The 26,145-nt window shown below is 56.3% G+C and carries 25 protein-coding genes and 1 tRNA gene; 14 read left to right on the forward strand and 12 right to left on the reverse strand.

Going from position 1 to position 26,145, the window contains the following annotated elements:
- Positions 1-256: 256 nt before the first annotated feature.
- The gene (locus H8K03_15035; protein ID UVT19113.1) at positions 257-1,255 is read right to left on the reverse strand and encodes an endonuclease/exonuclease/phosphatase family protein; all 999 of its coding nucleotides are present in this window, start codon (positions 1,253-1,255) and stop codon (positions 257-259) included.
- A gap of 88 nt (positions 1,256-1,343) precedes the next feature.
- On the opposite strand from H8K03_15035, the gene H8K03_15040 reads away from it, so the two are divergent.
- The 7 genes from H8K03_15040 to H8K03_15070 all read left to right on the forward strand — a co-directional run bounded on the left by H8K03_15040 (position 1,344) and on the right by H8K03_15070 (position 9,590).
- Positions 1,344-1,646, forward strand: a complete 303-nt coding sequence (locus H8K03_15040; protein ID UVT19114.1) for a hypothetical protein — start codon at positions 1,344-1,346, stop codon at positions 1,644-1,646.
- Between the two features lie 16 nt (positions 1,647-1,662).
- Positions 1,663-2,124 (forward strand): hypothetical protein, encoded by a 462-nt coding sequence (locus H8K03_15045; protein ID UVT19115.1) that lies wholly within the window; start codon positions 1,663-1,665, stop codon positions 2,122-2,124.
- A 20-nt stretch (positions 2,125-2,144) separates the two neighbouring features.
- Positions 2,145-2,411 carry a thioredoxin family protein gene (locus H8K03_15050; GenBank protein UVT19116.1) on the forward strand — a complete coding sequence of 89 codons (267 nt, stop codon included), beginning with the start codon at positions 2,145-2,147 and terminating at the stop codon, positions 2,409-2,411.
- Between the two features lie 6 nt (positions 2,412-2,417).
- On the forward strand, positions 2,418-2,573 hold the full coding sequence (locus tag H8K03_15055; protein ID UVT19117.1) for a hypothetical protein: 156 nt from the start codon (positions 2,418-2,420) through the stop codon (positions 2,571-2,573).
- A gap of 99 nt (positions 2,574-2,672) precedes the next feature.
- The gene (locus H8K03_15060; GenBank protein UVT19118.1) at positions 2,673-5,852 is read left to right on the forward strand and encodes an exodeoxyribonuclease V subunit gamma; all 3,180 of its coding nucleotides are present in this window, start codon (positions 2,673-2,675) and stop codon (positions 5,850-5,852) included.
- A complete protein-coding gene (locus tag H8K03_15065; GenBank protein ID UVT19119.1) occupies positions 5,845-9,195 on the forward strand; it encodes a UvrD-helicase domain-containing protein in 3,351 nt (1,116 codons plus the stop codon). The genes H8K03_15060 and H8K03_15065 overlap by 8 nt, the downstream gene beginning before the upstream one ends.
- Positions 9,196-9,212: 17 nt before the next feature.
- Positions 9,213-9,590: a metallopeptidase family protein gene (locus tag H8K03_15070; GenBank protein UVT19120.1), complete on the forward strand. Its 378-nt coding sequence runs from the start codon at positions 9,213-9,215 to the stop codon at positions 9,588-9,590.
- A 236-nt stretch (positions 9,591-9,826) separates the two neighbouring features.
- Here the strand turns inward: H8K03_15070 and H8K03_15075 are convergent, their stop codons facing one another.
- The gene (locus H8K03_15075) at positions 9,827-10,621 is read right to left on the reverse strand and encodes a prolipoprotein diacylglyceryl transferase (protein ID UVT22498.1); all 795 of its coding nucleotides are present in this window, start codon (positions 10,619-10,621) and stop codon (positions 9,827-9,829) included.
- Between the two features lie 444 nt (positions 10,622-11,065).
- Here H8K03_15075 and H8K03_15080 point away from each other — a divergent pair, with 444 nt between their 5' ends.
- The gene (locus tag H8K03_15080; protein ID UVT19121.1) at positions 11,066-11,335 is read left to right on the forward strand and encodes a YtxH domain-containing protein; all 270 of its coding nucleotides are present in this window, start codon (positions 11,066-11,068) and stop codon (positions 11,333-11,335) included.
- A 62-nt stretch (positions 11,336-11,397) separates the two neighbouring features.
- Here H8K03_15080 and H8K03_15085 read toward each other — a convergent pair whose 3' ends face one another.
- The 3 genes from H8K03_15085 to H8K03_15095 are packed head-to-tail and all read right to left on the reverse strand — an operon-like array spanning position 11,398 to position 13,795.
- The gene (locus H8K03_15085; protein UVT19122.1) at positions 11,398-12,144 is read right to left on the reverse strand and encodes a DUF3365 domain-containing protein; all 747 of its coding nucleotides are present in this window, start codon (positions 12,142-12,144) and stop codon (positions 11,398-11,400) included.
- A gap of 16 nt (positions 12,145-12,160) precedes the next feature.
- Complete coding sequence (locus H8K03_15090) at positions 12,161-13,192, reverse strand: transporter substrate-binding domain-containing protein (GenBank protein UVT19123.1); 1,032 nt, start codon at positions 13,190-13,192, stop codon at positions 12,161-12,163.
- Between the two features lie 51 nt (positions 13,193-13,243).
- The gene (locus H8K03_15095; protein UVT19124.1) at positions 13,244-13,795 is read right to left on the reverse strand and encodes a hypothetical protein; all 552 of its coding nucleotides are present in this window, start codon (positions 13,793-13,795) and stop codon (positions 13,244-13,246) included.
- Positions 13,796-14,090: 295 nt separating this feature from the next.
- Between H8K03_15095 and H8K03_15100 the strand changes: the two genes are divergently transcribed.
- Positions 14,091-14,651, forward strand: a complete 561-nt coding sequence (locus tag H8K03_15100) for a DUF3015 family protein (GenBank protein UVT19125.1) — start codon at positions 14,091-14,093, stop codon at positions 14,649-14,651.
- A 72-nt stretch (positions 14,652-14,723) separates the two neighbouring features.
- Here the strand turns inward: H8K03_15100 and H8K03_15105 are convergent, their stop codons facing one another.
- The 4 genes from H8K03_15105 to H8K03_15120 all read right to left on the reverse strand — a co-directional run bounded on the left by H8K03_15105 (position 14,724) and on the right by H8K03_15120 (position 16,145).
- Positions 14,724-14,912: a hypothetical protein gene (locus H8K03_15105; protein UVT19126.1), complete on the reverse strand. Its 189-nt coding sequence runs from the start codon at positions 14,910-14,912 to the stop codon at positions 14,724-14,726.
- A 69-nt stretch (positions 14,913-14,981) separates the two neighbouring features.
- On the reverse strand, positions 14,982-15,176 hold the full coding sequence (locus H8K03_15110) for a superinfection immunity protein (protein ID UVT19127.1): 195 nt from the start codon (positions 15,174-15,176) through the stop codon (positions 14,982-14,984).
- 24 nt (positions 15,177-15,200) lie between these two features.
- The gene (locus H8K03_15115; protein UVT19128.1) at positions 15,201-15,359 is read right to left on the reverse strand and encodes a hypothetical protein; all 159 of its coding nucleotides are present in this window, start codon (positions 15,357-15,359) and stop codon (positions 15,201-15,203) included.
- A 372-nt stretch (positions 15,360-15,731) separates the two neighbouring features.
- A complete protein-coding gene (locus H8K03_15120) occupies positions 15,732-16,145 on the reverse strand; it encodes a response regulator transcription factor (GenBank protein ID UVT19129.1) in 414 nt (137 codons plus the stop codon).
- A gap of 377 nt (positions 16,146-16,522) precedes the next feature.
- Between H8K03_15120 and H8K03_15125 the strand changes: the two genes are divergently transcribed.
- A tRNA-Leu gene (locus tag H8K03_15125) sits at positions 16,523-16,612 on the forward strand.
- A gap of 91 nt (positions 16,613-16,703) precedes the next feature.
- Here H8K03_15125 and H8K03_15130 read toward each other — a convergent pair.
- Positions 16,704-21,068: a response regulator gene (locus tag H8K03_15130; GenBank protein UVT19130.1), complete on the reverse strand. Its 4,365-nt coding sequence runs from the start codon at positions 21,066-21,068 to the stop codon at positions 16,704-16,706.
- A 606-nt stretch (positions 21,069-21,674) separates the two neighbouring features.
- Between H8K03_15130 and H8K03_15135 the strand changes: the two genes are divergently transcribed.
- The 4 genes from H8K03_15135 (at position 21,675) to H8K03_15150 (ending at position 25,324) form a co-directional block, all read left to right on the forward strand.
- Positions 21,675-22,490, forward strand: coding sequence for a uracil-DNA glycosylase (locus H8K03_15135; GenBank protein ID UVT19131.1), 816 nt, complete (start codon positions 21,675-21,677; stop codon positions 22,488-22,490).
- Positions 22,487-24,262, forward strand: a complete 1,776-nt coding sequence (locus H8K03_15140) for an amidohydrolase family protein (protein UVT19132.1) — start codon at positions 22,487-22,489, stop codon at positions 24,260-24,262. Before H8K03_15135 ends, H8K03_15140 begins: the two co-directional genes overlap by 4 nt.
- Positions 24,263-24,585: 323 nt before the next feature.
- On the forward strand, positions 24,586-24,819 hold the full coding sequence (locus H8K03_15145; GenBank protein ID UVT19133.1) for a hypothetical protein: 234 nt from the start codon (positions 24,586-24,588) through the stop codon (positions 24,817-24,819).
- Between the two features lie 58 nt (positions 24,820-24,877).
- A complete protein-coding gene (locus H8K03_15150; GenBank protein UVT19134.1) occupies positions 24,878-25,324 on the forward strand; it encodes a hypothetical protein in 447 nt (148 codons plus the stop codon).
- Here the strand turns inward: H8K03_15150 and H8K03_15155 are convergent, their stop codons facing one another.
- Both H8K03_15155 and H8K03_15160 read right to left on the reverse strand, forming a co-directional pair.
- Entirely contained in the window at positions 25,325-25,636 is a 312-nt protein-coding gene (locus H8K03_15155) for a DUF2007 domain-containing protein (protein ID UVT19135.1), read from the reverse strand.
- 37 nt (positions 25,637-25,673) lie between these two features.
- Positions 25,674-25,931 carry a hypothetical protein gene (locus H8K03_15160; protein ID UVT19136.1) on the reverse strand — a complete coding sequence of 86 codons (258 nt, stop codon included), beginning with the start codon at positions 25,929-25,931 and terminating at the stop codon, positions 25,674-25,676.
- Positions 25,932-26,145: the final 214 nt, after the last annotated feature.

Genomic DNA, 26,145 nt, shown 5'->3' on the forward strand with positions numbered 1-26,145 from the left:
GTGTTGCCGAGGCAGGGTGCGGTTGCGGACACAAGAACGCCCTCATAGTGATGGACACCAGGAGGGCGTGATGGTTGTCGCGGATAACGCTCTATGGTGGGCTGGGAAAAACCTAGCAAACAGTCACAGAACACCTCTTTGTCTAAATGGAATGAGTTATGCTGGGCCTTTCTGGCTAGGAAGTCAAATCAGGGACAATCCAAATGCCAACGTCGAGGACATTGCTGCGCGCTAGCTTGAGGTGTCTTGAATGGTGCTAGTCGGGTAGCTGGTTCATCCGTGGGCTGTTGATAGGTACACATGCAATATCAGCTAACACCCCGCGATGGTCGGACGGCCACAGTGCGGTGCCGTCGGGCAGCCGACCCGGGTGCTCAAATGCCAGATGACTTGAGCGCACCACCGACCTGTTGCCGGTCTTCCCATCGAGCAAGAAAATAAAATCGACCCGTCGATCGGCGGTCGGCTGTTCCACATGGATGTTTTGCCACACCGTACCTCCCGATACCCCTGGATTGGCGACCCGGAAGACATCGATGAATCCCGGCTCCTTCTGCCACCCAGTGAGGACCTGAGATTGCTCGCCGGTGTTCAAATCACCCATCAAGATTGCTCTCCCGTTCCCTCGATGCTCACGGAATAGCTCCCCGACTCGTTGAAGCTGGCACTCGTCTCCTTTCGAAGTATGGGCGGAAAAGACCTGGACTGATCCGTCGGGCGTATCGATCTCGGCGCGCAGCAGAATGCGAGGATCCAGCCGATATCGGCAGCGCGGTAGATCGTAGATTTCCGAGGCAACGATTGGATATCGGCTCAGGATGGCAGGGCCTTCCTTGAAACCAAGTGCGGAGGTGATCACCCGATCCAAGGATCTGATGCCGAAAATCCGATCTGTCGCAGGCGCGAAGACCATCTGATACCCAAGCGCATCGGCGATCCGCTGCGCCACATTGCCATGTCTTCGGCTCTGTGAGGCTTCTTGGAAGGCAATCACATCAGGTTGCACACGTCGCAATTCTTGAATGGTCATCTCGAGCCGTTCCTCGAGATGGGTGCCATTTTCGACGAATCCCGACCACGGCCCGTCGTGCAGCAGGTTATAGGTCAGGACACGAAGTTGGGCAGGCTCGTTTGAAGCTGCCGCCGATTCATCGGTTAGGCAGGCCACCACAAGACAAACGACCGACAAGGCCACCATCAATCTGATCGCGGCGCAGGTAAATTGGTCACCTGCTTTTAAATGTGAGCGGTTCACGAGACCTACAGAGTTCTTCACCCAACCGGGGAATCTCCGAGTAGGCGGAGATGCGTGCTGTCCGGTACCCTTAGTCATGAGACGAGCGTTGTTTATTCTACTCCTGATTTTGTTGAGTTCACCTGTGCTGGCGGCCGACATGACTCCGCCTTCTCAATCGCCTCCGCCGTCAACGCCACGAGATCCCTCACCCGAGAAATCACAATCGGATAATCCTCCTGGCACGCGCGATCACGGGATGGTGAAACAACCGGAGACGGTTCCTCATCCGGATTCTGTCGTGACGCCGCCGGTTATCGATCCCAAGATGGCGATCGATCCCGAAGCCAAGACCGAAGGGGATCGTCATCCCACGCTACCGCCTGAAGGGACGTCACCGCCGAAACAATAACGGGCAAGAGGCGGTCATGCCTGATGTTCCTGCTAACACGAACGATATCAAGGATATCAGGGTGGCCGGTTGCCGCGTGAAGCTCTCATTTCGATCAATGGAGCATGGGAAATGGATCGTCCAGGGCATTCTACAGCTTCTGTGCGGTGATACTGGCGGTGTGTCTGGGTTGCGTACCGAAGGAAACCAAGAATTCTCTCTAGCTCAGCAGACTGGAGAACCAGGGAGCACGATTCCAAAGACCGAACCTCCTTACTATCCCAACACCGCCGGTAATATCGTGGCTCCACCGGGAAATCCAGCCGGGAACCCTGCCGGGGCTCTTCCCATCACGGGCGGGACGGAAAATCAGTCCGGTGGATGGCCTGCCGGGAGATCGTTTCGGATCGATTGTCTGATTTATGAGGACATCAGTGGGCGACGTGCTCCTTGCGCCGACTTTTCAGCCGGTGCTAAGATCCGAGCATCGGAGTCGTAGAGTCCAGTGTCGGGAGTATTATGCCAAACATTACGTTACTCGTGTCGCCTAGTTGTGGAGCCTGTCCTTCGGCCAAGAGCCTGTGGAAACAGCTGCGAGTCAAATATAGCTTTTCGTACCGAGAGGTGGACATCACCACGAAAGACGGCCAAGAATTGGCGGACCGTCATTCGGTCCGTGCCGTTCCCGCGACCATTATCGATGGGCGATTGACGTTCGTTGGCGTTCCCAGTCGGGAAAGTGCGGAAAAAGCCATTCAATTGAAGATCAAACAGCGGGAAGGATAGCGAGTCATGGATGAAGAGGATTTCGAGCTGCCCGATCTTCCCCTCCTCGATAAAGGACCTCCACCCGACTGCCCAATCTGTGGTGATCCCATGTCCTTCATTGATGGGGACTGGGCCTGTGTCGACTGTAACGGCGAGCTCTTGGGACCGGAGACAGGATAGTCGCGTCGTTCGTCGCTTGTGAAGCGCAATTCCATGGGAAGGCAAACCATGTCGATATTCGTACGCTTCACGCTTCACGTTTCACGAAACCCGAGTTAGATGCTCCGCGTCGTCACCGGTCGGTTTCATCCGTCTCTCGAATCCTCCCTCGTCGATCATGTCAGGCGTACCAAGGCAGCCGATCCGCTCGCACCAATCGCGATCATCGTTCCATCCAAACCATTGGCCGATCGCATTCGTACCCTTTTCACCGTCGGACACCGGCTGTCGGTCCTGAACTTATACGTCCTCACCTTCCATCAATTGGCCCTACGATTGGCTGGAGAGGAATCTGCAAATCGCCAACTGCCGCGAGTGATCGACGAACTGTTCTTCGAACAATTGATACGTCACATTGTTCGCAGCAAGCTCTCGAGCCAGGCTCCCTTACAGCGAATCGGGCAATCATCCGGTACTTGGGGAGCGCTCTGGGCGACGATGCGCGACCTGAAAGATGCGGATGTCGATCCCGTGCAGGTGCTTCAAGGCATCCGTGAAGGCTATTTCGACGAAGACGACCGGGAATGGCTCGGCGCACTCATTTCGCTCTATGCGTCGGTAAAGGAAGTGGGGAAGACGCTTGAGGTCGGGACGCAAGACGATCTGGCTGCGCAGCTCATCCCCTGTGTTCCGACCGCCCCGTTCCTCCAGTCGCTAAGGGAAGTGCTCTATTACGGGTTCTATGACCTCACACAGGTGCAGCTGTCTCTCTTTGAAGCCATCAGTCGGGTCAAGGAGACCACACTGTTTTTCCCGCTGGAGGACGATCCGGCGTTTGGATTCGCCCGGCGCTTTTTCGATCGCTGCATCCAGCCTCTGGTGATGTCGGACGATGGGATGATCCGATTGGAACCGGAATTGTCCACCGCAGCGCCCAAGCCCATCCACCTCACCATACGGAGCGTGATCGGTCCCGAAGAAGAACTGGCGGCGGTTTGCCGCACGATTCTCGATCTGGTGGAAACGAATGGGTATCGGTTCGACGAGATCGGTGTCACCGCCCGCACGCTGGATCCCTACAGCCTGCATCTGCGATCGATCTTCGATCATCACCGCATCCCTTTTCGCACGACAGCCGTGCGGCCGTTGATTCAGGAACCGATCTGCAAACTGGTGTTGCAGTTGGCGGGCCTGACGTTGAACGATTTTTATCGCGCATCGGTCCTCGATGTCGTGACGTCACCTCTCTATGCCACCAATCTGTATGACGGCCTGTCGGAGTCCTACCGGCCTGAACAGTGGAAGCTCCTGGTTCAAGTTCTGCACATCACCCACGGAGTCGAGGAATGGAAACGGCTGGACCCCGCGAGCCGAGCGGCACTGATTCTTGACGGTGAGGAGAGCATCGTCGGTTCTTTGACCATTGCGCCGGACGTGATCAGCCTTCTCTGGCAGGTCGTCTCACAACTCATCGAGGACTGTTCAGCCCTTCCAACACGGGGGACGATCGGCCAGATGGTCATAGCGTGTCGGGCGCTCATCGAGCGGAGCCTGTGTCGGCCTGGTGCGGCGGGATCGACTGCCGAGGATGTTCAGCTTGCCCACAGCGCGCTGACATGGGACGCCATCGATCATATTTGGACGACGCTCATGGAATTGGAGCCGCTCAACGATCAGATGACCTGGGCCGAGTTTGTGGAGTTGCTGGCTCATACGTTTGAGCGGACGACGAAGCCCCTCCATGATGCATCACCCCATGGGGTGATGGTGTTCGATGTCATGGCGGCTCGCGGGGTGCCCTTCAAAGCCCTGTTCGTCCTCGGCCTGAACGAAAAAGTGTTTCCGCGCTATATCCGAGAAGACGCGTTCCTCCGGGATCGCCATCGGCGAGTGCTGGACTCCACGCTCGGATTTAAGATCGACGAGAAACTGACGGCGTATGGAGAAGAGGCGTTGCTCTTCCACTTATCCCGTCAGGCAGCCGGCCAGCGGCTCTATTTATCCCATCAACGGGCCGATGAATCAGGGCGCATGCTGGCCGCGTCTCCTTATCTCGGAGAAGCCCGCCGCTGGCTGGGCCATGATGAGCAGCCGATAGACGTGGTGCCTCGCCGACTGACCGATCGGCTCTTGCAGCAGCCCGCGACCAAAATGTTCCTGACGCCGGCTGAGCTGACTCAGTGGTTGGCCTTGAACGCGCAGGACCCGACCGAGCTGATGGTAGCGCTGGGGCGTGACGCGGAGATCTTTCGCCATGCGGCAGCGGCGCTTGATCGAATCGAAGAGGACGGGGCAACGTTGAACCTCTTCGATGGAATGACCGGGGCGGTCGAGTCTCATTGGACAAGGCTCGTCGAACGAGGTGTCGCTCCGACACCACTCGAACGGTATGCGCGATGCCCCTTCCAATATTTTGCCGCAGATATTCTGCGGCTCGAACCGAGTCGTGTTTCGGTCGGACAGGAACCGGACGCAGCGCTGGTCGGTACGCTGTGCCATTCGTCGTTGCGTCGTTGTTATGAACAGCTCGTGCAGGCAGGGTGGCCGACTGAACGGGTAACGGACGAAGCAATCCAGCGGACGATCCGTTCGTCGGTCGAGCTGGCGGCGACAGACTTGGAATCACAGTATCGGACAGGTCCCTATCTGCTGTGGGAGCTGGCTAAGGAACTGATTGTGACGCTGGCGACCGCGGCGGTGGAAGCGGACGAGAAGGAGCAGGCCGAGCATCCCTACACCCCCGTTGCATTTGAAATAGACGGGGAAGGGACGGTACCTGGGATTCTCGAGGAAGGAGCGTTGAAGGTCCGCGGCCGGATCGATCGTCTCGACCGGAATCGGAACTCCGGCGCGCTACAGGTCCTCGACTACAAGTTCAAAGTCGGTTCGGCCATGAAAGCGGAAGACCGCAACTTGGCTCAGTCGGCGGTCCGCGGATATCGGTTGCAACCGCCGCTCTATAGCTGCCTCACTGTTCCTGGACAGGCTGCGCCCTCAGCACCGAGCCGTGTGCAGTTCCTATTTCTTGCTCCCCGATGGTCCACAGCGATCAGCCGATCGACGTTCAATGCGACTTCGTGGACGTCTGAAACGGGGATACTTATTCAGAAATCGATCAGAACGCTGGTGGACGGCATCCGTAGCGGACGATTTTTCATTCTTCCGGACGGCTATTGCGACGGATGCGAGTTTCGTGTGATGTGCCGCCGAGAGCATGCTCCGACGTGGTGGAGGGCCTATCGCGCGGCCGAACCGAAAGTGCTGAAGATGCTTCGTACGCAGAAGATTGCCGATGAGTAACGACTTTCTGATACCGGATCGCTTGGCCAGGGAGTCGGCCGAGACGACCTTCGACCGCAATGTCGTTGTCATAGCCGGAGCGGGAACCGGCAAGACGACCTTGCTCGTGAATCGTCTCGTATACCTGCTGATGAAGGAACCGGCTCCGGTTCCAATCACGCAGATCGTCGCCTTGACGTTCACCAACAAGGCGGCGACAGAAATGAAGGTGCGGCTACGGGAACGGCTTACTATCCTCGCCCATCCGGAGGCCGGTTCGATGCGATCGACTGACGGAGGGGTCGTTTCGCTCGATGCTCTGCGAGCGCGATACGGGCTCAGCGCCGATGCAGTTGCCGCGCGTGCCCAGGCCGGGCTCAACGATCTCGAGAAGGCCCAGATCGGCACCCTTCACAGTTTCGCCGCACACGTGTTGCGCCTCCATCCACTGGAAAGCGTGGTCGATCCTGATTTCAAGGAGGACGACGGCTTGCGCTTTGAGGAACAGTTTACGGCCGCGTGGGATTGCTGGCTTGACCAGGAATTGAGCCTCGCTGGGCAACACCATCGAGTATGGCGATCCGTGTTGTCATCGACCACGCTCGAGGCGGTCAGAACCTTGACCCGGTCCTTGTGCAGTGAATTGGTTGATCTCGACGCTCTGCAGCATCAACTCGAATCAACGGCAGTGCCGCCGGCGATGTCACGCTGGATACAGCAGATGGATGTTCAGGCGGAGCAGCTCTTGAAGGCATACGACCGGCCTAAACGCCGTAAAGTCGAGCACATGCTTGCCGCCACGGTGTCATTGATGCACCTCATGACAGAAAAAGGCTTGGCCGGCCGGGAAGATCTGACGACGGAGGAACGAGAATGGCTCGACAAAGATCTCGGGAATGCCGTCGCCGGATGGGAGAAAGCTGATTTCCGAGAGGCAGGCATCCTCATCGAGACGGCGCAACAGCTTCTATCGGTCGACCATGAATTCTTAACCAATCTTCTGAAGCTGGTCATCCCGCTGGTGCGGAACATTCGTGACGCCTTTGCTCGGCAAGGCTGGATTTCGTTTGATGGTCTGCTGGCACGGGCGCGAGCCTTGCTCTTCGAGCATCCGTCCGTCCGCGAGCGGATTAAGCGGGATTATCGAGCCGTATTGGTCGATGAGTTCCAGGATACGGATCCCGTACAGTACGAGATCATCCTCGCGGTCTCAGAGCGGCAGGGGAACCAGGCGGCGCACTGGCGGGAGATGGTCCTGGAGCCGGGAAAGCTCTTCATTGTGGGAGACCCCAAACAATCGATCTATGCCTTTCGACGCGCCGACATTGAAGCCTTTGATCTGGTTGTGGAGAAAGTGACGGCTGACGGTGGAGTGAGCCAGACGTTGACGACGAACTTCAGGAGCGACGCGGCCGTCTTGGAGCCGGTGAACGAGGTTTTCGACCGGCTGTTCGAGCGACGGTCACTGGTCCAACCGGCGAATGTTCGATTGGAGGTTCGCCCCCAACGGCGCCCGGCTTCGATAGAGCCGGGTGTTCGCCTCTGCGTGACGAGGCCGGATAGTGAAGACGAGACATTCGATGCGGCGGGAGCGACAAGAGCCGAGAGCGAAGTGCTGGTTCGCTGGCTGGCGGAGGAGGTCCTGAGCCGCGCTTCGATGAAACCAGGCTGCGTGGCGCTGCTGTTCAGGAAGCTCACGCAGGCGGATGCCTATCTCGATGCGTTGCGACGGCACAACATTCCCTATGTCATCGAGGGAGAAAAGCATTTCTATCGCCGCCAAGAAGTGATCGACTTCGTCAATCTGTTGCGCGTCTTGGATCATCCTCATGACGAGATCGCCATGGCTGGCCTCCTTCGTTCACCGCTTGGAGGGTTGACCGATCGGGATCTCTACGAGCTCAAGCAGGCGGGGCAGTTCGATTATCTCCACGCGGTGCGTCTTGAAACGTGGCCACATGGGTGTGCCTCCGCTGTTCGGAGGCTCTTCGAACACCTAGCTTGGCTCCATCGAGCTATTGCGGTTCTGCCGTTGGTCGAGGCCATCAAGCTGATATTTGACCGATTACCGGTCCTCGATTTGGCCGCGGCGTCGCTCCATGGCGAACAAGCCGTGGCGAACCTCATGAAGATCAAGCAGACCGCTGCCGCATTGGCCGACCGCCCTCACATGACCTTGAGCGGATTTGTGGATCTGATGATCGCCCGGCTTGAAGAACAGCCGGATGAGTCGGAGAGTCCCCTTGCCGAGGAGTCTCTCGAAGCGGTGCATGTGTTGACGATTCATAAGGCCAAGGGGTTGGAATTTCCAATCGTCGTTCTGCCGGGGCTCCACCAGGGGAGCGGTCGGGAGCGGAGTACGCCGCAGGTCTCGCATGATTGGTCGAGCGGAACCTATGGTCTCTCTCTGGAGCGCTATCAGTCGCTCGGGGCGCTGCTCGTCCACAACAAACTACGGTTGAGAGAGGAGGCGGAACGGCGGCGCGTGCTCTATGTGGGGATGACGAGAGCCAAAGAGTTGTTGCTGTTGTCGGGGGGCATCACCGCGCGTTCGGTCGGCGAAACGGTCTTCGAGCTGTTGCAGAATATCGGGACGGGCGAGATCGGCGCGGTCTCGACTGAGGCATTGAAAATCGGGGGCAGCTCGATCCCCCACCGGGTTGTCGCAGCTCCTGAGCGAAAGCGGCCTCGCCGACGTCTGGGCAAAGCAGGCGGCGGGACATTGATCGACCCGCATGAAATTGCCGAACTGTGGAAGGCGAGGACAGTCAGATGGAAAGAGGCGTGTGAGACCCCTTCTCATCTGACGCCGACGGTATTGGGCAAACGAGTGGCGCTGATCCGAGGTGAGACCACTTCTGTTCGACCGGATGCGGCGGTTGGGCGGTTAGCCGGTGTGGTGGCTCACCGCCTGCTCGAGCGGTGGGATTTCTCACAGGACCCCTCCGGGTTGCTTGAGCAGGTTGTCACTGCCATTCAAGCGGCTCTTGGACCAGACGACCAGTCCTATGCGGGCGCAGTCGCCGAGTCCGTACACGATCTCCTTGCGACGTTCGGCCGATCGGAAGCCTATGCACGTCTCCGTTCCGCCCAGATCCTTGGCCGCGAAGTCCCGTTCGTCATACCGTGGGGAGATAGGCAGGTCATGGAAGGAATCATAGACCTCATCTACCGGTTGGATGGAGAGCTCTGGGTCGCCGACTATAAAACGGATACTGTATCGCCCGATCAGGCAGCGGGTCGCGCAGAGCTGTACCGACCTCAGAGTGAGGTATATAAAGTTGCGGTTCGACAAAGCCTCGGAGTCGAAGCGGTTCGATTCCACTGTCTTTTTTTGCGGTGTGCGACGGTAGTAGAGTTATAGAAGTAGGATCCCGGGAAATGGCTGGGCGCAACCATATCTCATCCGATGCCTTTGCAAAGCTGGTGCAGCAGGCGATCGCTGACTTGCCCCCTCCCTACGCCAAGCTGATGGAGTCGATCGCCGTGGTTGTCGAAGAGGAGCCGCCGGAAGACGTATTGCGAGACTTGGAGATGGACGACGAGAGCGATTTGCTGGGCCTTTATCAAGGCCAGTCGCTGGCGGCCGATTCATTCTTTAGGCCCGGTGGTGAAGCACCGCCGCAGATCTCCATCTATCGCGGACCGATCCTTCGTCTTTGTGAAACCCCGGAGGACGTAGTGCAGGAAGTCTACGACACGGTGGTCCATGAACTGGGGCATCATGTCGGTTTGGATGATGACGAAATGCCGTACTGAGGATGCTGGAAAAGCTCTCCAGCGTCGTTCTCGCATCGCTCAAGGGTTCAACATACCAACCGCGTATGCCTCACCCTTTCGCTCGCTTCGGCCTTCCCCGGTGAAAGACGCGTCCCGGCGCGTCGGGGTTGGGAGGGTGAGACGGTGAACATTTTCAGCATCCTCTGAGACCAGCCCATACAGATGAGTTGAAATGTGCTGAGTTGTAAATTCAGGATCTTCTTCGCTCAGAATCCTTAAGAGTGAGCTGCCTGCTGCCGTGCTTTTTGGTAGCCCAAGACGAGCATGACTGCCCCAATCAAGACCATGGGTAGGGAAAGAATCTGACCCATGGTGATCGGTCCCAAGATAAAGCCCAAGTGTTGATCCGGTTCACGGAACAGTTCGACGATCAGTCGGCTGAGGCCGTAGCCGGCGATGAAGCTCCAAAATATCGTCCCAGGCGGAGTCGGGCGTCGATCGATCCACCACAAGGTTGTGAACAACACGAGACCTTCCAGTGTTGCCTCATACAATTGCGAAGGGTGGCGACATGCAGGGCCCCCGGTCGGGAAGACCATGCACCAGCTTACGTCGGTTGATCGACCGTACAGTTCGCCGTTGATAAAGTTCCCCAACCTGCCGAACCCCAAGCCGATCGGCGTGACGGATGCGGCCAGATCAGCGGCGATATAGGTCGGGATACCCTGTCGCTTACTGAACCAGATCAGCGCGATGATGGTGCCCAGGAGTCCGCCGTGGAAGGACATCCCTCCTTCCCAGACAGCGAGAAGTTTCAGAGGGTTCTGGCTGTAATACGAAAAATTATAGAAGAGTGTGTAGCCGATTCGTCCGCCGAGAAAAACCCCGAAGGCTGCATAGACCACCATGTCGTAGATCTGGTCCTTCCGGATAGGGAGCTCTTTGCGTGCCACCTTGTGTTGAATGAGAAAGTACGCTGCGGCAAGGCCGATCAGGTACATGAGCCCGTACCAGCGCAACTGAATGGGGCCGAGCGCCACGATGACCGGATCGATATCGGGGTAGGGGATGGCGGCGGGGTGACCCATCAATAGGCTTCCGGGATAGATCTATCTTGGTGGGAATGCGAATTTTCCGTCATTTTCAGCAACGTTCATGACCTATGGCATAGGCTTTCCGCTGGATCATACGGGGGCTCACCTGTCAATGCAAGCCACGGATAAAATTAGAAAAGGTTAAATGTAGACCCTGTAAATCGGCTTCCATGGCCAGCTTACAAGAATGTACGGCGTGCAAGTGTTGGGTTTCTGAAACGACTGTGTCATGCCCTGTTGAGAAAAAGAGACCCTTTATTAGGCGCTCTTAATCGCTGTGGGCTCGCACCCACGATTTTTCATGGAAATCGCTTTACCTACGGATATTTTCATCTTGGCACAGAGCATGCTGATAGGCATTGGTCGTAGGAAGAGATATAGGACAGTCTTCAACCATCCATTATCATGAGGGAGGTTGCCATGTCGGAGCAGGGAAATCAGGTCGCCAAGGCAGCAGCATTCATTGCCGGTGGGGCGGTCATCGGAGCGGGACTCGGGCTTCTCTTTGCTCCACAGACCGGCGCAGAAACTCGTCGAAGCATCAGCCGCTATGCGCGTAAGGCGCAGGTCCAAACTACGCGTTGGGGCCGGGCGGTCAAGTCGGGCGTCGAGGAAGCGTTGGATCGAAAGCCCGCAGCTGAGAAGAAATGTGAAGAAGAGCGGCCGCAACTCACTGCGGTCTTGAACTAGTCCGAAGATCGTCGGTAGCAGAACAGCCCGTCGCTCTCTCCTCCGTCGGCACGGGTTGTCTGCTACCGATGGTCCACGGAAATCTGAATACTGATGGCCCCGGCCAGTTCCCCTACTTGCGCGCCCTCTCTCGGATAGCCGGAAATATCAAGGATCCCTTTTGGGTTCCCGTGGCACGTGAGGCAATCCTCCGAATAGTAGATCGGCATCATGGTTCTAAGGAGCCGCCCACCGTCGAGCCATTCGACAATCGGTGTCGTCGAGGCCGGTTGGCTGGCAAGCCGCTTCAGCACTCTTACCTCATACTCATCCGGATCATTTTTCAAGTTCCTCGGATTGAGCGTGGTCTGTTTGATCGTCACTTTCGAGCGCTTTGAGAATTTTCGCGCCGCCTGGCTGCCGAATGAAGCCGGGATAAAGTTTTTATACCCGATGCCTCGTTGGTTGATCACCAGCTGGGCATCGGCGACTACTTCTTTGCTCGCGAGGAGCAGCATAGTCAGCAGATCTTTAGTCGTGGAAGGGAGTGAGGAAGGAGGGTGTTTCAAATCAATGCGTGTCTGCTGGAAGAACTCATCGAGGACCAGTCGTTCAAAGACCTCAGGAGTGAATTCCTTATCGGCTTTCGCCGAATCGTTGATCAACGTCTGATTTCGCTCGACGACGACGCGCCCTGCGTTGAGGAAGGTCGCAAGGAGCTCCGCAGTCTGTTCAACCTCACTCTGAGAGGTCTGAGCCCAGACGCTCTGGAAACCTATGAGCGTGAAGACCAGGCCGAGAGAGAGACATGCTTTCGAGAGAACGATCATAAGCACCTCCGTTGTCTCATTGTCCCCCCGCAGGAAGGCACTTCCCTTGATCATAGTGCTGAGGAACTTGCGTGACCTCCAGAGGCAGGCCTTCTGCCGTCGCGCGCCGAGTAGGCGCGTATTCCGCTTCCACCCATCTCCGGCGCATGTGATTCAGCCGACCTGATTCTTCCAGACGAAACAGCAGATTATTCAAGAGCCATTGTAACTGTCTGTGCTGCTCGCTTGTCACGATGGACAGGTCCTCATGAGTCAGAACCAAGGGGGTCCCGTCGATGTGTGTCAAGAGCCGCCAATCCTGCCAGACCCGTTTCGTCACATATTCGAGGATGGAATGGTTGGTCAGGATGACATCGATATTCAGATCCTTCGTTTCGATCGAGGCAGGAAGCGAATCGCAGACGACCATGCGAACCCGTTTGAGATTGGCGTTGGCATACTGGTGAGAGGATCGTCCCTTCTGAACGGCGACAGTCAAGCCGGCAAACCCTTCCTGGACGGCAGCGAGCGTATCCGGCTTTCCGTTCTGCTTTCGAAATTGTTCCCGCACGCGTTCCGCTATTTCGGGCTTTTGGATGATGGCTGCGACACCGTCATCATGAAAATAGGGAGGTGAAAACCACAAGCCCTGCGGCCTTGCGCCGGGAACGGTTCCACTGACGGACGAGACGAACAAATCCAGTTGGCCCTCGTTCATTTTGATGAACAGATCGGGGAAGCGAGTGAGGTGCAGGATCGGTACGATGGGCGTGGCTCCGCCGCAATACGAAGTAATCGCATCGGCTATTTCTCGAATCAGCTCGACATCCAGGCCTGTGACACGAATGCCTTCGTCGGTATACACGGCGGGGAAGACAAACGGGCGAAACGGTTCGATGGAAATGCCGACACGTAGCCGCGCACGAGAACAAATCGACGACAATTCATCGCGCGTCAACGGGTGTATGAGCTCGACGGCGTCATAGACAAGACCGCATCCTTGCAGAAGCATGCTGAGCCCCGTCAGGACAAGCGAACCAAGAAATCTGTTGATGGCGCAGAAGCGCATGACCCATCTCCTCCATGTCTTGACATGTCACGAGGATCACGAACCATCGGCTTAAAACCGAACGCCGATGGTGAAGAGCCATTGTTTTGTCAAGTTAGTATTGTTCTGGAAATCAATCTCATACCGCGTGTACTGAAGTCCCATATCGACGGAAATTCCCTGAGCGACAGGAAATCGTACACCGACCTGTCCTCCATACACATAGCCCGGCGAATGTGCACCTCGCCCCGGCAAGGTACCCCCCAGGATTGCGCCGACATAGGGTACCGCCCGGTGCTCCAGCGGACCGAACAGAACATGTCGCAGGATGCGGTTGATCGGTTTGCCGCTGGGAAAATCCAACAAGTCGATGAAATTATTCCAGCGCGGGTTCGCATACACGGAATGTTGGTCGGTAATAAAATTAGGTGTATGGAGACTGAAAAACTGGTAGACGCCTCTCACTTCCAGGGGGCCGTAGCGAAGCGCGGTAATTCCGGCTTGAAGGTTGATCAGTCTGCGCTTGGGCGCAAAAGATTGATCGATGAAGCCCACGTCGAAACTGAACGGGCGGAGCGGGAGGATATCCAGAACCGCTTCTTGGCTCAGCGCTTTACTCGGCATTGCCAGTCCGAGTACGAAAAGAGCAGCCAAAAAACATGAAACGTGTGTTCGCAACAGGCCACCTCCCCATCATGGATCGCTTCACGGATACTCGGTCATCCGTCCGTCGCATTGTAGCCCAACCGCGTGATCTTTTGCATGTTGCCGGTAGGGAACAGGCCACGAAAAGGGCTGTGGCTTGAGTCGACGCGACTACATCCTATGATTATTCCTAGGTGCGGATAACGGAATGATGACATATCGTGAGGATGGTCATTGCGACAGAAGAACTAAGCGATTGATAGGAGGGTAAATCATGAAGGGTTTCCAATCATATTGGCTAATCTTAGGAGCGCTGATATTCTCTGGCTGCATTACAGATGCCACGGTGGAACTGACTAAAGCTCCATTCGATGCGACAACGGCGCTCACGAATGGCACCTCGAAAGCCGTGGGCGAATTGCTGGAGCCAACGCAAAAATTCCTCTCGAGCACGACTCCGGGAACCGCCGCGATCAACCGCTTCACTCGGGCCAGGGAGAAAACTGAGCTCTTTGTGGGGTATACATACGAGCACTTGCGGGCAGAAACCGCCCAAGGATCCGGCGAACACATCGCTTCTCTCGCGGTCCTTGCGGGAATTCCTTCAGATCGCCACGCTCAATTTCAGGAGAGCATGCGCGATTCCTATTCCACGATGTTTAACGAATCCCTGACTCCTCGCGAATCGAGGCTTCGCCTTGTGAACGCAGCGTGGTCGGAAGGATTTGGCAGGCAGGAATCCGATACCATTAAGCATCAAGAGACCGGCATCAGCGATCTTGACTTAACATTTGTAAAGGCTCGGAAATCGACTCCCCTCATGACCCAGCGATGAGCACCGTCTGAGATTGTGTGGAACGTAATGGATGGATGTGCCCCTGACCCGATTACAGAGGGAGACTCACGTTCACTTGGCTTTCGTTAAGAGAGTTTTAAGCTTCTCATAGCCCGGCGCTTCAGGATGGCAGTAATACTCGGTCAAGGATCCACTGCCGTTCCTGATGGAGATGCGGAAACTCTTGCCGTGGGCCTCGATCTTCACCGTCTCAACAATGTTGAGATAAAGGTCCTGATTCACCTGGACGATGTTATCCACCTCTCTTCCTCCAACCAGTCAGGTCCTCAGCGCGTGTTGCCATGTAGGTCCATCGAGAGTGCCGATATCTCATACGCGAACCGGTTTGTAGATGGCCCACACCAGGGCGCCGATCCATCCGATCCCCGTCCAGCCCAGAACCAAATTGAGTGCGCTAATCTCAAACCGGTGATCGTGGTTTCGTACTACGGCGACGAAGCTCGGGATCAGGTAGATGATCAGAGGCCCTGGCCCGTGCAGGTTATAATTTCCAAGTTCCAGCATGGTTTCTCCCAACAGATGAAGCGATCAATCCTCTGGGTAGTCCCGCCCATCACCGAACAAGACCGACAGGCGCTTCGCCATGTGCTGCACGGCCCCTACCTCTTCATCCGTCAGCTCGCTCAGTTCCAACACTCGTCGGCTGGCAAGAATATAGTCTCGAACGCTCTGCCGGTAATCAGACATAGCACGACGTTCCTTCGACACGGCCCGAATAAAAGGCTATTTAGTGTGCCTTCGGTTGGAGGATCTGTGCTTTCAGCCCCTCCGCGTAATGTTCTACCAATTCCCGTTCACCACTCGATAACGGTGCATTGGCAGAAGGGAGCGCAGAGTAGAGGAGCCGTTCGCAGAAACAGATGTACTCCTGGAGTTCTTTGCGCAAGTTAGAGAAATGAATAGGAGATGCCGCCAAGGCCCACCGCCTTTCTCACAAGGTGTCGGCGGTGGGCCTTCCTCGACCCGACGGCAGGTTGTGGTTGGATTGTAGGGGCAGAGCCTACGCGCTCTTGTCGGGGGTGTCAACAAGTACACCCTGAGAGAAACTGGAATTTTGTCTCATGTCGTGAGCGCCGCACGGATAGTCCGGTATAAGTCTTCCGGCGCAGTTTCTTTGCTCAGGTAAGCTGAAGCTCCCGCGGCATCCATTTCGTCGGCAACTGCGACGCTCGTATTGACCGACAGCCCTATAATAATGACGTCTGGAAGGTTCGCTTTGATCCGGCGCGTCGCCTCGATCCCATTCATGTTGGGCATGTGAACATCCATCAGGATGACATCGGGCTGCAACTGTTGCGCAAGCTCGCAGGCCTGCGTACCATCTTCCGCTTCACCGACGACCGTGAACTCACGATAGAAACTGAGAATGTTCCGCAATTCTTGGCGCAGAAGACGATGGTCATCAACCACGAGGACGTGAACGGGTTGTGGTGAGACCTCCCTGCCATTGTCTGAGATTTGTTTTCGTTCCATATTCATAGAGCTCTGACCAAAACCTGGACACACTGGTCGCCTTTCCTACACTAGCGCACCCCTAGTGGGGGTTATACTGGGAAAAGTCTTAGGGATGAACAGATAGAAAGGCAACAGGTCTCATCGTCCTTGGTGGACCAAGATGTTCAATCCCCAATGGGCGGTATACACGAGATACCGTGGTCGAGATGATCACTCCGGTTCGGCCATGGGATGCGCGATCTTGGAAGGAATTTCCACGCAGGAGTATTCGATCCATCATCTGATCACACCTCAGAAATCTAACATTGACCCGTGCAAAGATATTGGCACAGGGCCATGAACCGACCAAAATTAGGGTCGCAAGTGCTTGACAATATGTTAAAGTCTCCCCTCTCGCCGGAGTGGCGGAATAGGCAGACGCAAGGGACTTAAAATCCCTCGGGCTCACAAGGCCCGTACCGGTTCGATCCCGGTCTCCGGCACCAGATATCAGCGACTTAGCCATGATCCCTCGTACGCACTGCTTCCTCAGCTCTCGATTGGGGTTCAGCCCAGGGTGGTGTGCTCGCGTTGTGCTTATCCTTTTGGCTGACCGACGGATACTTGCATCGATTGCTGGATGACCCCATACAGCCGCTCCACAGCAGCCTCTTTCGTCAACAACGTCCAGGCTCCCGCAGTCGTGAAAGCATTGAAGGCTTCCCTTCCCGTATTCACCGACAAACCGACGACCTGGACCTGAGCATGGGATGTTTTGATGAGGCGTGTTGCTTCTATACCATCCATCTTTGGCATGTTGAGATCCATGACCACCACATCTGGAGAGAGCCGATCCACCAACTCGACAGCCTCTTCTCCATTGGTTGCTTCCCCAACCACCTCGATGTCGGCATATCCGGCAAGAATGGTCCTCAATCCCTGACGCATCATCGTATGATCGTCGACGAGGAGGACGCGAATACAGGGCTTCTGAGAGGACTCCTGAATACTAGGCGGTTGCTGCTTGAAAGGTTTGTTATCGTGTCCTGGTGATGCTTTCCCGTTTGCTTCGGCGTTGAGGTCTTTCCGTGCTTCGGGATCTTGATGCAATAACGGCAGCGCCAGAGTCGCCGTGGTGCCCTGACCGGGGGTTGATTGAATGATGAATGACCCTCCCAATGCCCGCATACGTTCCTGGATACTGAATAACCCAAATTTAGAAGAAATCCCGCCACTGGGGGTGTCTGCTCCAACGGCTTCAGCAACGTTGAAGCCTGATCCCTCATCGCGCACCACAATTTCAAGAGCATCATCCAGCTGGGTCATCGTGACCGCTGCCGCTCCCGTCCCGGCATGTTTCGAAGCATTGATGAGCAGCTCCCGCACGGATTGAAACAACAGAATCGCCTGATCTTCGGGCAACTGGGGTACGGAACTGTCCGGCACTCTCACGCTGACTGTCTGGTCATGTTTCTTCATATAGTCGGCGAGCCATTTGAGCCCAGCGGCCAACCCATGGTAGCGCAACACGGGCGGGCTGAGTTCCGCCACCAGCGTACGGGTGTAGGTCAATGCCTCCGAGAAGACATCCTCCACCTTCTTGATCAATTTGAGAGCGGCTGACACATCCCCGACTGAGCGCCTCCCTTGCCCGATGGTCATCTTCCCATAGACGAGTACTTGTTGCAGATGATCATGCAGCTCTGTGGCAAGTCGTTTGCGCTCACGCTGTTCGGCCAGATTCAATTCGCTCGTGAGGGCCCGTAGGCGCTCTTGCGATTGCTGTAATTCCACCGTCTTAAATTTCACCGCTTTTTCCAGCTCCACATTCCAGCGCTGCAGCCGTTCTTGCGCCTCGCGCAGTGCTTGTTCGGCCTGTTTGCGGTCATGAATGTCGACGCAGTACTCGGCGATCGTACCTTCTCCGAGATCTCGCCCAGCGAAGAGCATCCATCGGCGTGTGCCGTCGGCTAGGAAATACTCTTTTTCGTACGGACCGATCCGTCCAGTTTCTACAAATTGTTTCATCTGATTTTCACTGGCTTCGACCCATTCCGGCGGCGTCATCGTGCGCCATGTTATTTCACGCCGCTCAATCCGCTCTCGTTCATAACCAGTCATCCGCAGAAAGACGTCGTTGGCTTGAAGCAATGTTCCGTTGCGGTTGAAGAACAGTACTCCTACGGCGTCGGTTTCGAGGACACGTTGTAAGCGCTGTTCGCTCTCCCGCAGAGCCGCTTCCGTTTGCCGTAATCTGGTCGAATCATAGTAATAGCAAATGACGCCAGGCTGCCCATCGGGTAGGGTCAGGCGATGCAGTTCCCATTCATAGCCCTCCACTTGATTCACGTCGGCGCGGAGGTTGATGAAGTCACGTGACGAGTAGGGCTGCCCTGTCTCAAGCGTATGACGGAAGGCGGCGATAATGTCCGCGGCAACTGTCTCTGGCCAGAGAATACGCATAGTCTCGGGAAAGTCCCGGCCAATGACTGGACGCACATTGCGAAATGCGCCCTGCTTGCTGGACTCGTTCATGTGGACGATGCGGAGTTGAGTGTCCACGATATACATGCCGAATGGCGACCCGTCGAGTAACTCTCGAAAGCGACGTTCGCTGTGTCGCAATGTCTCGGCGGCCTCTTGTCGAATTCGAACCATGTCAAGATGAACTTGTACGCGCGCCAGCAATTCGCGGGCGCTGAAGGGCTTGATGAGATAGTCGTCGGCGCCATGCTCCAATCCTTCGACTCGGGATTCCTCACCGGCTCTAGCCGACAGCAAAATGATGGGAATGGCCTTTGTCACAGGATCGGCGCGCAACGCACGCAATAGTCCAAACCCATCTAAGCGGGGCATCATGACATCGGAGAGGATCAAATCTGGCGGGTTACGCCGCACCGCCTCCAATGCGGCTTGCCCATCGGCAACCGCGATGACTTCGTACCGTTCTTTCAACAAACGGCTCACATACTCCCGCATGTCGGTATTGTCGTCCGCTAGGAGGACACGAGAACGAGTGGTGAGCGATGGATCGGTTGTGACAACCCGCGATAGATCGTCACTTTCCGACGATGTTCCATTCACCAATTTCCCTGCTTCGCTGGCGCTTGGCACCAATCTCGTCGCTTCCTCTACGAACGACATGGCGCCTAACGCCGCGGTCTTCCTTTCAGTTATGCCGATGTGTTTGTGCGGTAGATGATTCTTCCCCAGGGGAATGAATACCCGGAATGTGCTTCCCTTCCCATACATGCTCTCAACGGAGATCGAACCACCGTGAAGATGTGCCAGTTCCTGCACAAGGGAGAGTCCAATACCTGTGCCTTCATAGGTGCGGCCTTGCGAGCCGGCAATTCGATGAAACCGCTCAAAGATCTTGCCGAGTTGGTCCTCCGGAATTCCCGTCCCGGTATCACGAATGGAGAGTTCCACATGTTTTCCACTGGGGCGCAGCGTCACCTGGATCTCGCCGTCGAGCGTATATTTGAACGCATTGGACAGCAAATTCAGGACAATCTTTTCCCACATGTCTCGATCTACGAACACGGGCTCAGGCAAGGGAGGACAATCGACAATCAGAGAGAGACCACCTTTTTCCATAGTGGAGCGAAAGACGCTCGCCAGGTCGGCCGTGAACTCAGCGAGGTCCGTCTCTTCATACACCGCCTGTACCCGGCCTGCTTCGATGCGTGAAAAATCCAGTAGCTGGTTCACCAGTTTGAGCAGCCGCAGCCCATTTCGATGGACCACATCGACCTGCTGATACTGCGAGGCGTCAAGTGAGGACGTGGAGCGGCCAAACTGCGCTTTCAAATCCTCCAGCGGACCGAGCATCAGCGTGAGGGGGGTGCGCAACTCATGGCTGACATTACTGAAGAAGGCGGTCTTGGCGCGATCTAATTCCGCCAATGCCTCGGCTCGTTGGCGCTCTTCTTCATACCTCTGTGCGTTGGCGATGCTCGCCGCAATCTGGCCCACGACCAAATCAACAAACCGTTGAAAACGGTCGTCGAAAAGCCTATACGGATTCAACCCCACGATTAGAACCCCGGCTTTTCCAGTCTTACCGGATGGGATGATCGGCAAAACTACGGCCTTATGAGGAGGCTGTTTCCAAGCACCCGTCGGCAGATGGTCGAACAGCCGCGGGAGATCCGTAATGACCGAAGGCTTCTGCGTCCGGATTACCTGTGCCAAAGGCCAAACAGAGGGCGCATCGAGAGCAGGACCCGCAGTCGCTATAGGATTCGGCTCGATGCCGCTCGAGGCGGCGGGTACAAATCGGTTCCCTTCTGGTTCCGCGAGATAAATCAGCGCGAATGGAAAATCGTGAAGGTCGTTTTGCAAAGAAACCGCACTCAGCCTACATGCGTCATCGAATGTCTGTGCATGGGCTGTCCTCGCCGCCAAATCTTTCAGCAGAGTCAATTGCCGTTCTCCGATCATGCGATCAGTATCATCTGTATTGGCGCAAAAAATGCCGCCCACGCCACCCTGATCGTCGGGGATAGGACTGTAGGAGAAAGTGTAGTATGTTTCTTCCGGGTACCCGTTTCGCTCCATGATGAGGAGTTGCGATTCCACATAGGTGCCTTCGATACCGCCCATGGCCTTCCGCAGCATCGGTCCAATCTCAGGCCAAATTTCCCTCCACACAACGGAGGCAGGTTGGCCCAGTGCAGCCGGATGTTTTCCGCAGACGATGGCTTTGTAGGGATCGTTGTAAAGCTTGATGAGTTGTTCACCCCAGCCGAGCCAAATAGGCTGACGAGAGGTGAGCATGATGCGGACGGCAGTTTTTAGGCTCTGTGGCCATCGATCAGCTGGTCCGAGCGGTGTCTTTGACCAATCTTTCGAACGGATCAGCCCGCCCATCTCACCGCCGCCCGAGAGGAAAGCGAGATCGGATGGCAGTCCTTGAAAATTCCCCTTTGGCAGATTGGAGAATGGCGGGTGGGTCACGTAACCTCGCTTACCTCTGTCCCAACATGTGCTGTAGGCTATCGATCGCTAGAGGCAATTTCAGATCAACGTTGTTACCAGTAAAACATGGCGGCGCCTCTAAAAACTAGGGATATTCCTAGCGGGCTATCGCTGGTTCCGACACACCTAATGCGCATCAACGTGAAAGCATCTTGCACCTGCCGATAGCGGCACAGTTACGAAACATTAGTCATGGGCAACACTGTCCGGTGGTTTCGGGGTGTGGTGGGTTCTTAAAATCCCTCGGGCTCACAAGGCCCGTACCGGTTCGATCCCGGTCTCCGGCACCATGTTTTAAGCTGCTAGGGTAACCCTTCCTCGATCGATATTCCGGGTCTTCTCTGAACACTGTGGTTGAACTGCGGCGTACTCCGATCTTATCTCATCCGCGCACTGTAGCCTCACCGGTTTCTTGAGCCCTCGAAGAGATCCGTTTTCTTCACGGCCGCCTAGCACGAGATCCTCCACTTAGGTAGGAACCAATTAAGAAGATCACAGAATAGCCCCCGCCGAGGTTTCTGTCGCAGAATGCCAGGACCTGCAATTTCTATTTCTGCTCTCAAAGGAATGACGAGGTGACACACGATGCCACATGTATTCGATCCCGGCTATGGGCAGGAACCCTTCAAGAGTTTGTGCGAGGTCTACCCGGATGCGACCGTGTATCCGGCGACCGACTTCCGTTTTGAGTGGGGGCCCATCTTTCACCGAGGGCGCCTCGACGGCTCCGCCCGGATTCTCGTGATTGGACAGGATCCCGCGCAGCACGAAACGATCATCCGTCGGATTTTGGTGGGCGAAGCGGGACGACGCGTCCAGGGTTTTCTGGCCAAGCTCGGCATCACCAGGAGCTACGTCTTCATCAACACCTATCTGTACAGCGTCTACGGCAGCGTCAAGGCCAAGACTCGCAAGAGCCCGGCCCTGATCGAGTACCGCAATCGGTGGTTCAACGCTTTGCTGGTCGGCAGTCAAGTCAAAGCCGTGCTTGCCCTCGGGCAGGCCGCGGACGAAGCCTGGCAATTCTGGAAAACAACGCCGGCGGCGCAGTCGGTGCACGTCACCTATGCGGCGGTGTCGCATCCGACACAACCGGAAAGCTCGTCGAAGGGGAACAAGACCAAGCTCGTCGCCGCCACCAAGAAGATGCTGCAGAATTGGAATGCGGCCCTCCAGATCCTCTCGCCGAGCATGCAAGACGTGGATGTCTCCACTCCGCTGGTGTTGTACGGCGAGAGCTGGGCTGACGGCGACCGTGTGGGCATTCCAGAATTTGACCTGCCGGCCGGCTTGCCCGCGTGGATGCACGAGCAAGACGGCTGGGCCAAGCGCTCCGGTGCCGATGACCTCGCCAAGCGCCGCAATATTACGATCACCGTACCCAAGGGGATCGTGGTATGAGCGAGGTCCCACGCCGTTGGTATCCGCTCGCGGGGACAGCTGACACAGCCCGAGGAGTCACTCCTCGAACAGCGAGAGCGACGAAGCGGCGTGGGCTGATCGATCCCCTCACAAGTCCCAAGGTCGCGCTGGCGGGGCGGGTCGTCACCATGGACGACGCGTGGACTGTGAAGCCCAACGCTGTCCTGTTCATCGACAAAGGGACCATTGTTGCGGTGCAAGACCGTGCCCAGCGGCCACCAGCCGACTTCGACGATGTCGCCGTGGTGGAAACCGACGGCACACTCTTCCCGGGCCTGATCGAACTCCACAACCATCTCAGCTATAACGCGCTGCCGCTCTGGAGCCCGGTCCCGAAGCGATTCCAACACCGTGGCCAGTGGCCCACCCACCCCGATTACCGCAAGCTCATCAGCGGTCCCATGACCGTCGTGGGCAAATACCGGGACGCCCATGGGAACCCTTCGCTGTTGGCTCCGCTTATCCGCTATGTCGAGTGTAAATGTCTCCTCGGAGGCGTCACGACGAGTCAGGGGATCATGCTGAGCAGTAATGCCGGCGTGCAGCGGTATTATCGGGGAATTGTGCGCAACGTGGAGAACACCGACGACCCGGTTCTCTCCGAGGCCAAAGCCCGGATCCCAGACCTCGATGCCAAGAGCGCCCGATCATTTCTGGCGCGGCTGAACAAGGAGGATAGTTGTTTCCTTCTCCACCTGAGCGAAGGGATCACCGCCTCCGGACAGACCAGTTCGATCGCGCGCAACCATTTTCTCGCCCTTCAGGTGGCGCCAAACGAGTGGGCGCTCAATGACCGGTTCGCGGCGATTCACGCAGCTGGTCTGCTGCCCGAAGACTTCGCGGTGTTGGGAGAACATGGGGGGTCGATGGTCTGGTCGCCGCTCAGCAACTTGCTGCTCTATGGAGCCACGGCGCGGGTGGAAGACGCGAAGCGAACGGGCGTGCGCATCGGCCTCGGCAGTGACTGGTCCCCGTCGGGAAGCAAGAACTTACTCGGCGAGCTCAAAGTCGCCTGGCTCTATTCTCAACATCTCTTGGGGGGACTGTTCAGTGCGCGCGAGCTGATCGCGATGGCGACACGGGAGGCGGCCAAAATTCTCAAATGGCATGAAGCGCTCGGGTCGCTCGAAGCAGGCAAACGCGCCGATGTGGTCGTCATCGCCGGCCAGGAGGGGGATCCCTATGACGCATTGATCCAGGCGAAGGAAACCTCGATGAGTTTGGTCATGATCAACGGGGTCGCGCGCTATGGACTATCTGAGTTGATGAGTGCGCTCGGTTCGAAGGGGGAGACGGTGCGGGTGGGCGGAAAAGCGAGACGCCTGTTTCTACAACAAGAGACCGGCGATCCTGACGTTGCCCAAATCTCCCTCCGTGCGGCGAGGACCGCGTTGCAAAAGGCCTTCCGTGACCTCCCAAAGCTCGCCAGAGCGCTGGAGACGCCGCGATCACGAGCTACCAGGCGGGCCGTATTGGATAGGCAAGAGCCGGTGGTATGGACCTTGGCCCTCGATGAGATTCAAGCGACAGGAACCGATCTGCGGCCGCGGTTGCCGTTGAATGGGCCTCGGGACTTCACGGGCCCTGACCGGATCGCCCAGCGAGCCGCCGCCATGCCGCTCTCGCAGCTGCTCCAGCCGATCACGCTCGATCCGCTCACTGTGGCGGACGATTCCAATTTTCTGGCGGAGATTTCGAATCAGCCCAACCTGCCTGAGCCGATCCGCACGGGCCTCGCGGAACTCTACTGACACAGTTCGCAATGGGTCTTCCCTCCGCCGCGATGAGTACACACATGCCGGCTGCAAAATTGTGACAGAACTGCGAAGAACCCTATTCAATCGGAAGTGAGCAAAGCGGTTCTTGGCACCAGTCGAGTCTATCCTCCAAGCCATTTTTTTAGTCGGTTCAGCCTGAATTTCTTCGGATAAATTTTGACGAGTCTCTATAGACTCTGACGGGACTTCAGTTTTAAAATCCTCGGGCTCCAAGGCCCGCACCGGTTCGATCCCGGTCTCCGGCGCCAGTCATGCGAGAATCGTGCGTCAGTCGACCACAAATTTCTAGAGGAATCATGAATACAAAAGGAATCGTGATGTTCATTGCCGGTGTCATGCTCTTTCTTTGTGTCATAGGGATTGGGGCCTGGGTGATGACTGCCCCACTGGAAGCCGGAGAGGTGGAAACGAAGCGTTGTAATGAATACGTGGGTGAGTTGGATCAGGTGAATAAGTACAAGTGGTTTTGGACACCCTATCATCAGCGCATGGCGTTCAATACCTGCATCACCAAGAAAATAGGGCAGTAGAAGTAGTCGTCACCAAGTCTCTTCCGTTAAAACCAGTCGTCAGGAGTTCTGTTTCAACATGCGCATGGTGTGGTGGTGGATGCCTTGTGCTCGTGCAGGTCTCCAGGGAGCGTCGAGACTTCTCCTTGGGTTTACGCTCCTACAGCTATGGAACGCTGCCCCACTGCGCGCGGAATGGTCTCTTGTCGATAGGAACGACAAGGCCAAAATCTATGTTGATTCGGAAAGCATCATCCGGAATGGTGAGTTGGTGAGCGTATGGGTCTTGGATGATCTGAAGATTGCTCAAATGCGTGGGTTCAGGAAATACTTGTCCTCACGCGCCCAGGAAGAACACGACTGTATCAAAGAACGCTTTCGGCTGCTGGCCTTAGAATATTTCTCGGGAAATATGGCATCCGGAGAAGCGCTCTATAAAACATCAGGCGAATCGGACTGGACGCCCATTCCACGCGGAACCTTGGCGCAATCGGTCTGGAGGCATGTGTGTAAGAGGTTGAGGTAATCAGCCTCTTTCCTGCCCACACTTCCAACACTCCGCAAATTGACTCCCGTGACGCTCGCCGCATCCTATGCATACCCAAGAGTCTTGGTCCGATCCTGACAACACCAAACCTTCGTCCAGTAATTGCCGCGCCCGATCATAATCCTCATCCTGAATAACCCACACTTCCTGGAAAACTTCGGTAAATGGAATCTCTCCGGCCAAGCCCGAGGAACGCTGGTTCTTGATCATGCACTGGATACCGGCCTGCTCCAGACGCTCCTTGCGCATCTCAACCTCGAACAAGTTCTGCGACACGAAGACCTTTTTCATCGAGTCCAAATCTTCGCGAGGTTTCTTATGCGCCCTATCACTTCTTAAAAACCAATCGTGGTTCGGTCATACTGCCCATCGATACTGCCACCAGCTCCCATCCGTCTGCCCCAAACTCGTTCAGCTTGGTTTGCATATTCTGCGTATCCGGGAGTACTTCGATGATTTGGTATTGATAGCGTTTGTGCTCCTGAGCCTTTGCTGTGAGCGGTTGGCCGAAGAGGAGCACAAGCCCCAGGGCCCCAAGGCTGATGAGTGCGATCGTCCACGCAACGGAAATGCGTATGGTCAGCATATGTCACCTCGCATGTGTGTGAGTTAGGAATTCGTCACGCGTCAGTTGTTGCCGGCACTGACACCATTCAAGCGGGCCTGACGCTCGGTTGCTTGCCGATACTTCTATTTCTGTTTTTACCTGCTGCTGGATCTTGTTGCAAGCATCAGGGATGGGAATGAGGTTCGAGTCCTGGGTAAGGGCGCTCCGGCCCATTAGTCGGTGTCACGTCTGC

The sequence above is a fragment of the Nitrospira sp. genome (assembly GCA_024760545.1).
Taxonomy (GTDB): Bacteria; Nitrospirota; Nitrospiria; order Nitrospirales; family Nitrospiraceae; genus Nitrospira_D.

Coding starts and splice junctions, on each gene's coding strand:
- H8K03_15110 (UVT19127.1), bottom strand. CDS start 15,176: ATGCTGGAACTTGGAAATTATAACCTGCACGGGCCAGGGCCTCTGATC.
- H8K03_15090 (UVT19123.1), bottom strand. CDS start 13,192: ATGCGCTTCTGCGCCATCAACAGATTTCTTGGTTCGCTTGTCCTGACG.
- H8K03_15045 (UVT19115.1), top strand. CDS start 1,663: ATGCCTGATGTTCCTGCTAACACGAACGATATCAAGGATATCAGGGTG.
- H8K03_15100 (UVT19125.1), top strand. CDS start 14,091: ATGAAGGGTTTCCAATCATATTGGCTAATCTTAGGAGCGCTGATATTC.
- H8K03_15055 (UVT19117.1), top strand. CDS start 2,418: ATGGATGAAGAGGATTTCGAGCTGCCCGATCTTCCCCTCCTCGATAAA.
- H8K03_15070 (UVT19120.1), top strand. CDS start 9,213: ATGGCTGGGCGCAACCATATCTCATCCGATGCCTTTGCAAAGCTGGTG.
- H8K03_15060 (UVT19118.1), top strand. CDS start 2,673: ATGCTCCGCGTCGTCACCGGTCGGTTTCATCCGTCTCTCGAATCCTCC.
- H8K03_15140 (UVT19132.1), top strand. CDS start 22,487: ATGAGCGAGGTCCCACGCCGTTGGTATCCGCTCGCGGGGACAGCTGAC.
- H8K03_15150 (UVT19134.1), top strand. CDS start 24,878: ATGCGCATGGTGTGGTGGTGGATGCCTTGTGCTCGTGCAGGTCTCCAG.
- H8K03_15155 (UVT19135.1), bottom strand. CDS start 25,636: ATGAAAAAGGTCTTCGTGTCGCAGAACTTGTTCGAGGTTGAGATGCGC.
- H8K03_15085 (UVT19122.1), bottom strand. CDS start 12,144: ATGATCGTTCTCTCGAAAGCATGTCTCTCTCTCGGCCTGGTCTTCACG.
- H8K03_15115 (UVT19128.1), bottom strand. CDS start 15,359: ATGTCTGATTACCGGCAGAGCGTTCGAGACTATATTCTTGCCAGCCGA.
- H8K03_15065 (UVT19119.1), top strand. CDS start 5,845: ATGAGTAACGACTTTCTGATACCGGATCGCTTGGCCAGGGAGTCGGCC.
- H8K03_15080 (UVT19121.1), top strand. CDS start 11,066: ATGTCGGAGCAGGGAAATCAGGTCGCCAAGGCAGCAGCATTCATTGCC.
- H8K03_15120 (UVT19129.1), bottom strand. CDS start 16,145: ATGGAACGAAAACAAATCTCAGACAATGGCAGGGAGGTCTCACCACAA.
- H8K03_15050 (UVT19116.1), top strand. CDS start 2,145: ATGCCAAACATTACGTTACTCGTGTCGCCTAGTTGTGGAGCCTGTCCT.
- H8K03_15095 (UVT19124.1), bottom strand. CDS start 13,795: ATGCCGAGTAAAGCGCTGAGCCAAGAAGCGGTTCTGGATATCCTCCCG.
- H8K03_15160 (UVT19136.1), bottom strand. CDS start 25,931: ATGCTGACCATACGCATTTCCGTTGCGTGGACGATCGCACTCATCAGC.
- H8K03_15135 (UVT19131.1), top strand. CDS start 21,675: ATGCCACATGTATTCGATCCCGGCTATGGGCAGGAACCCTTCAAGAGT.
- H8K03_15145 (UVT19133.1), top strand. CDS start 24,586: ATGAATACAAAAGGAATCGTGATGTTCATTGCCGGTGTCATGCTCTTT.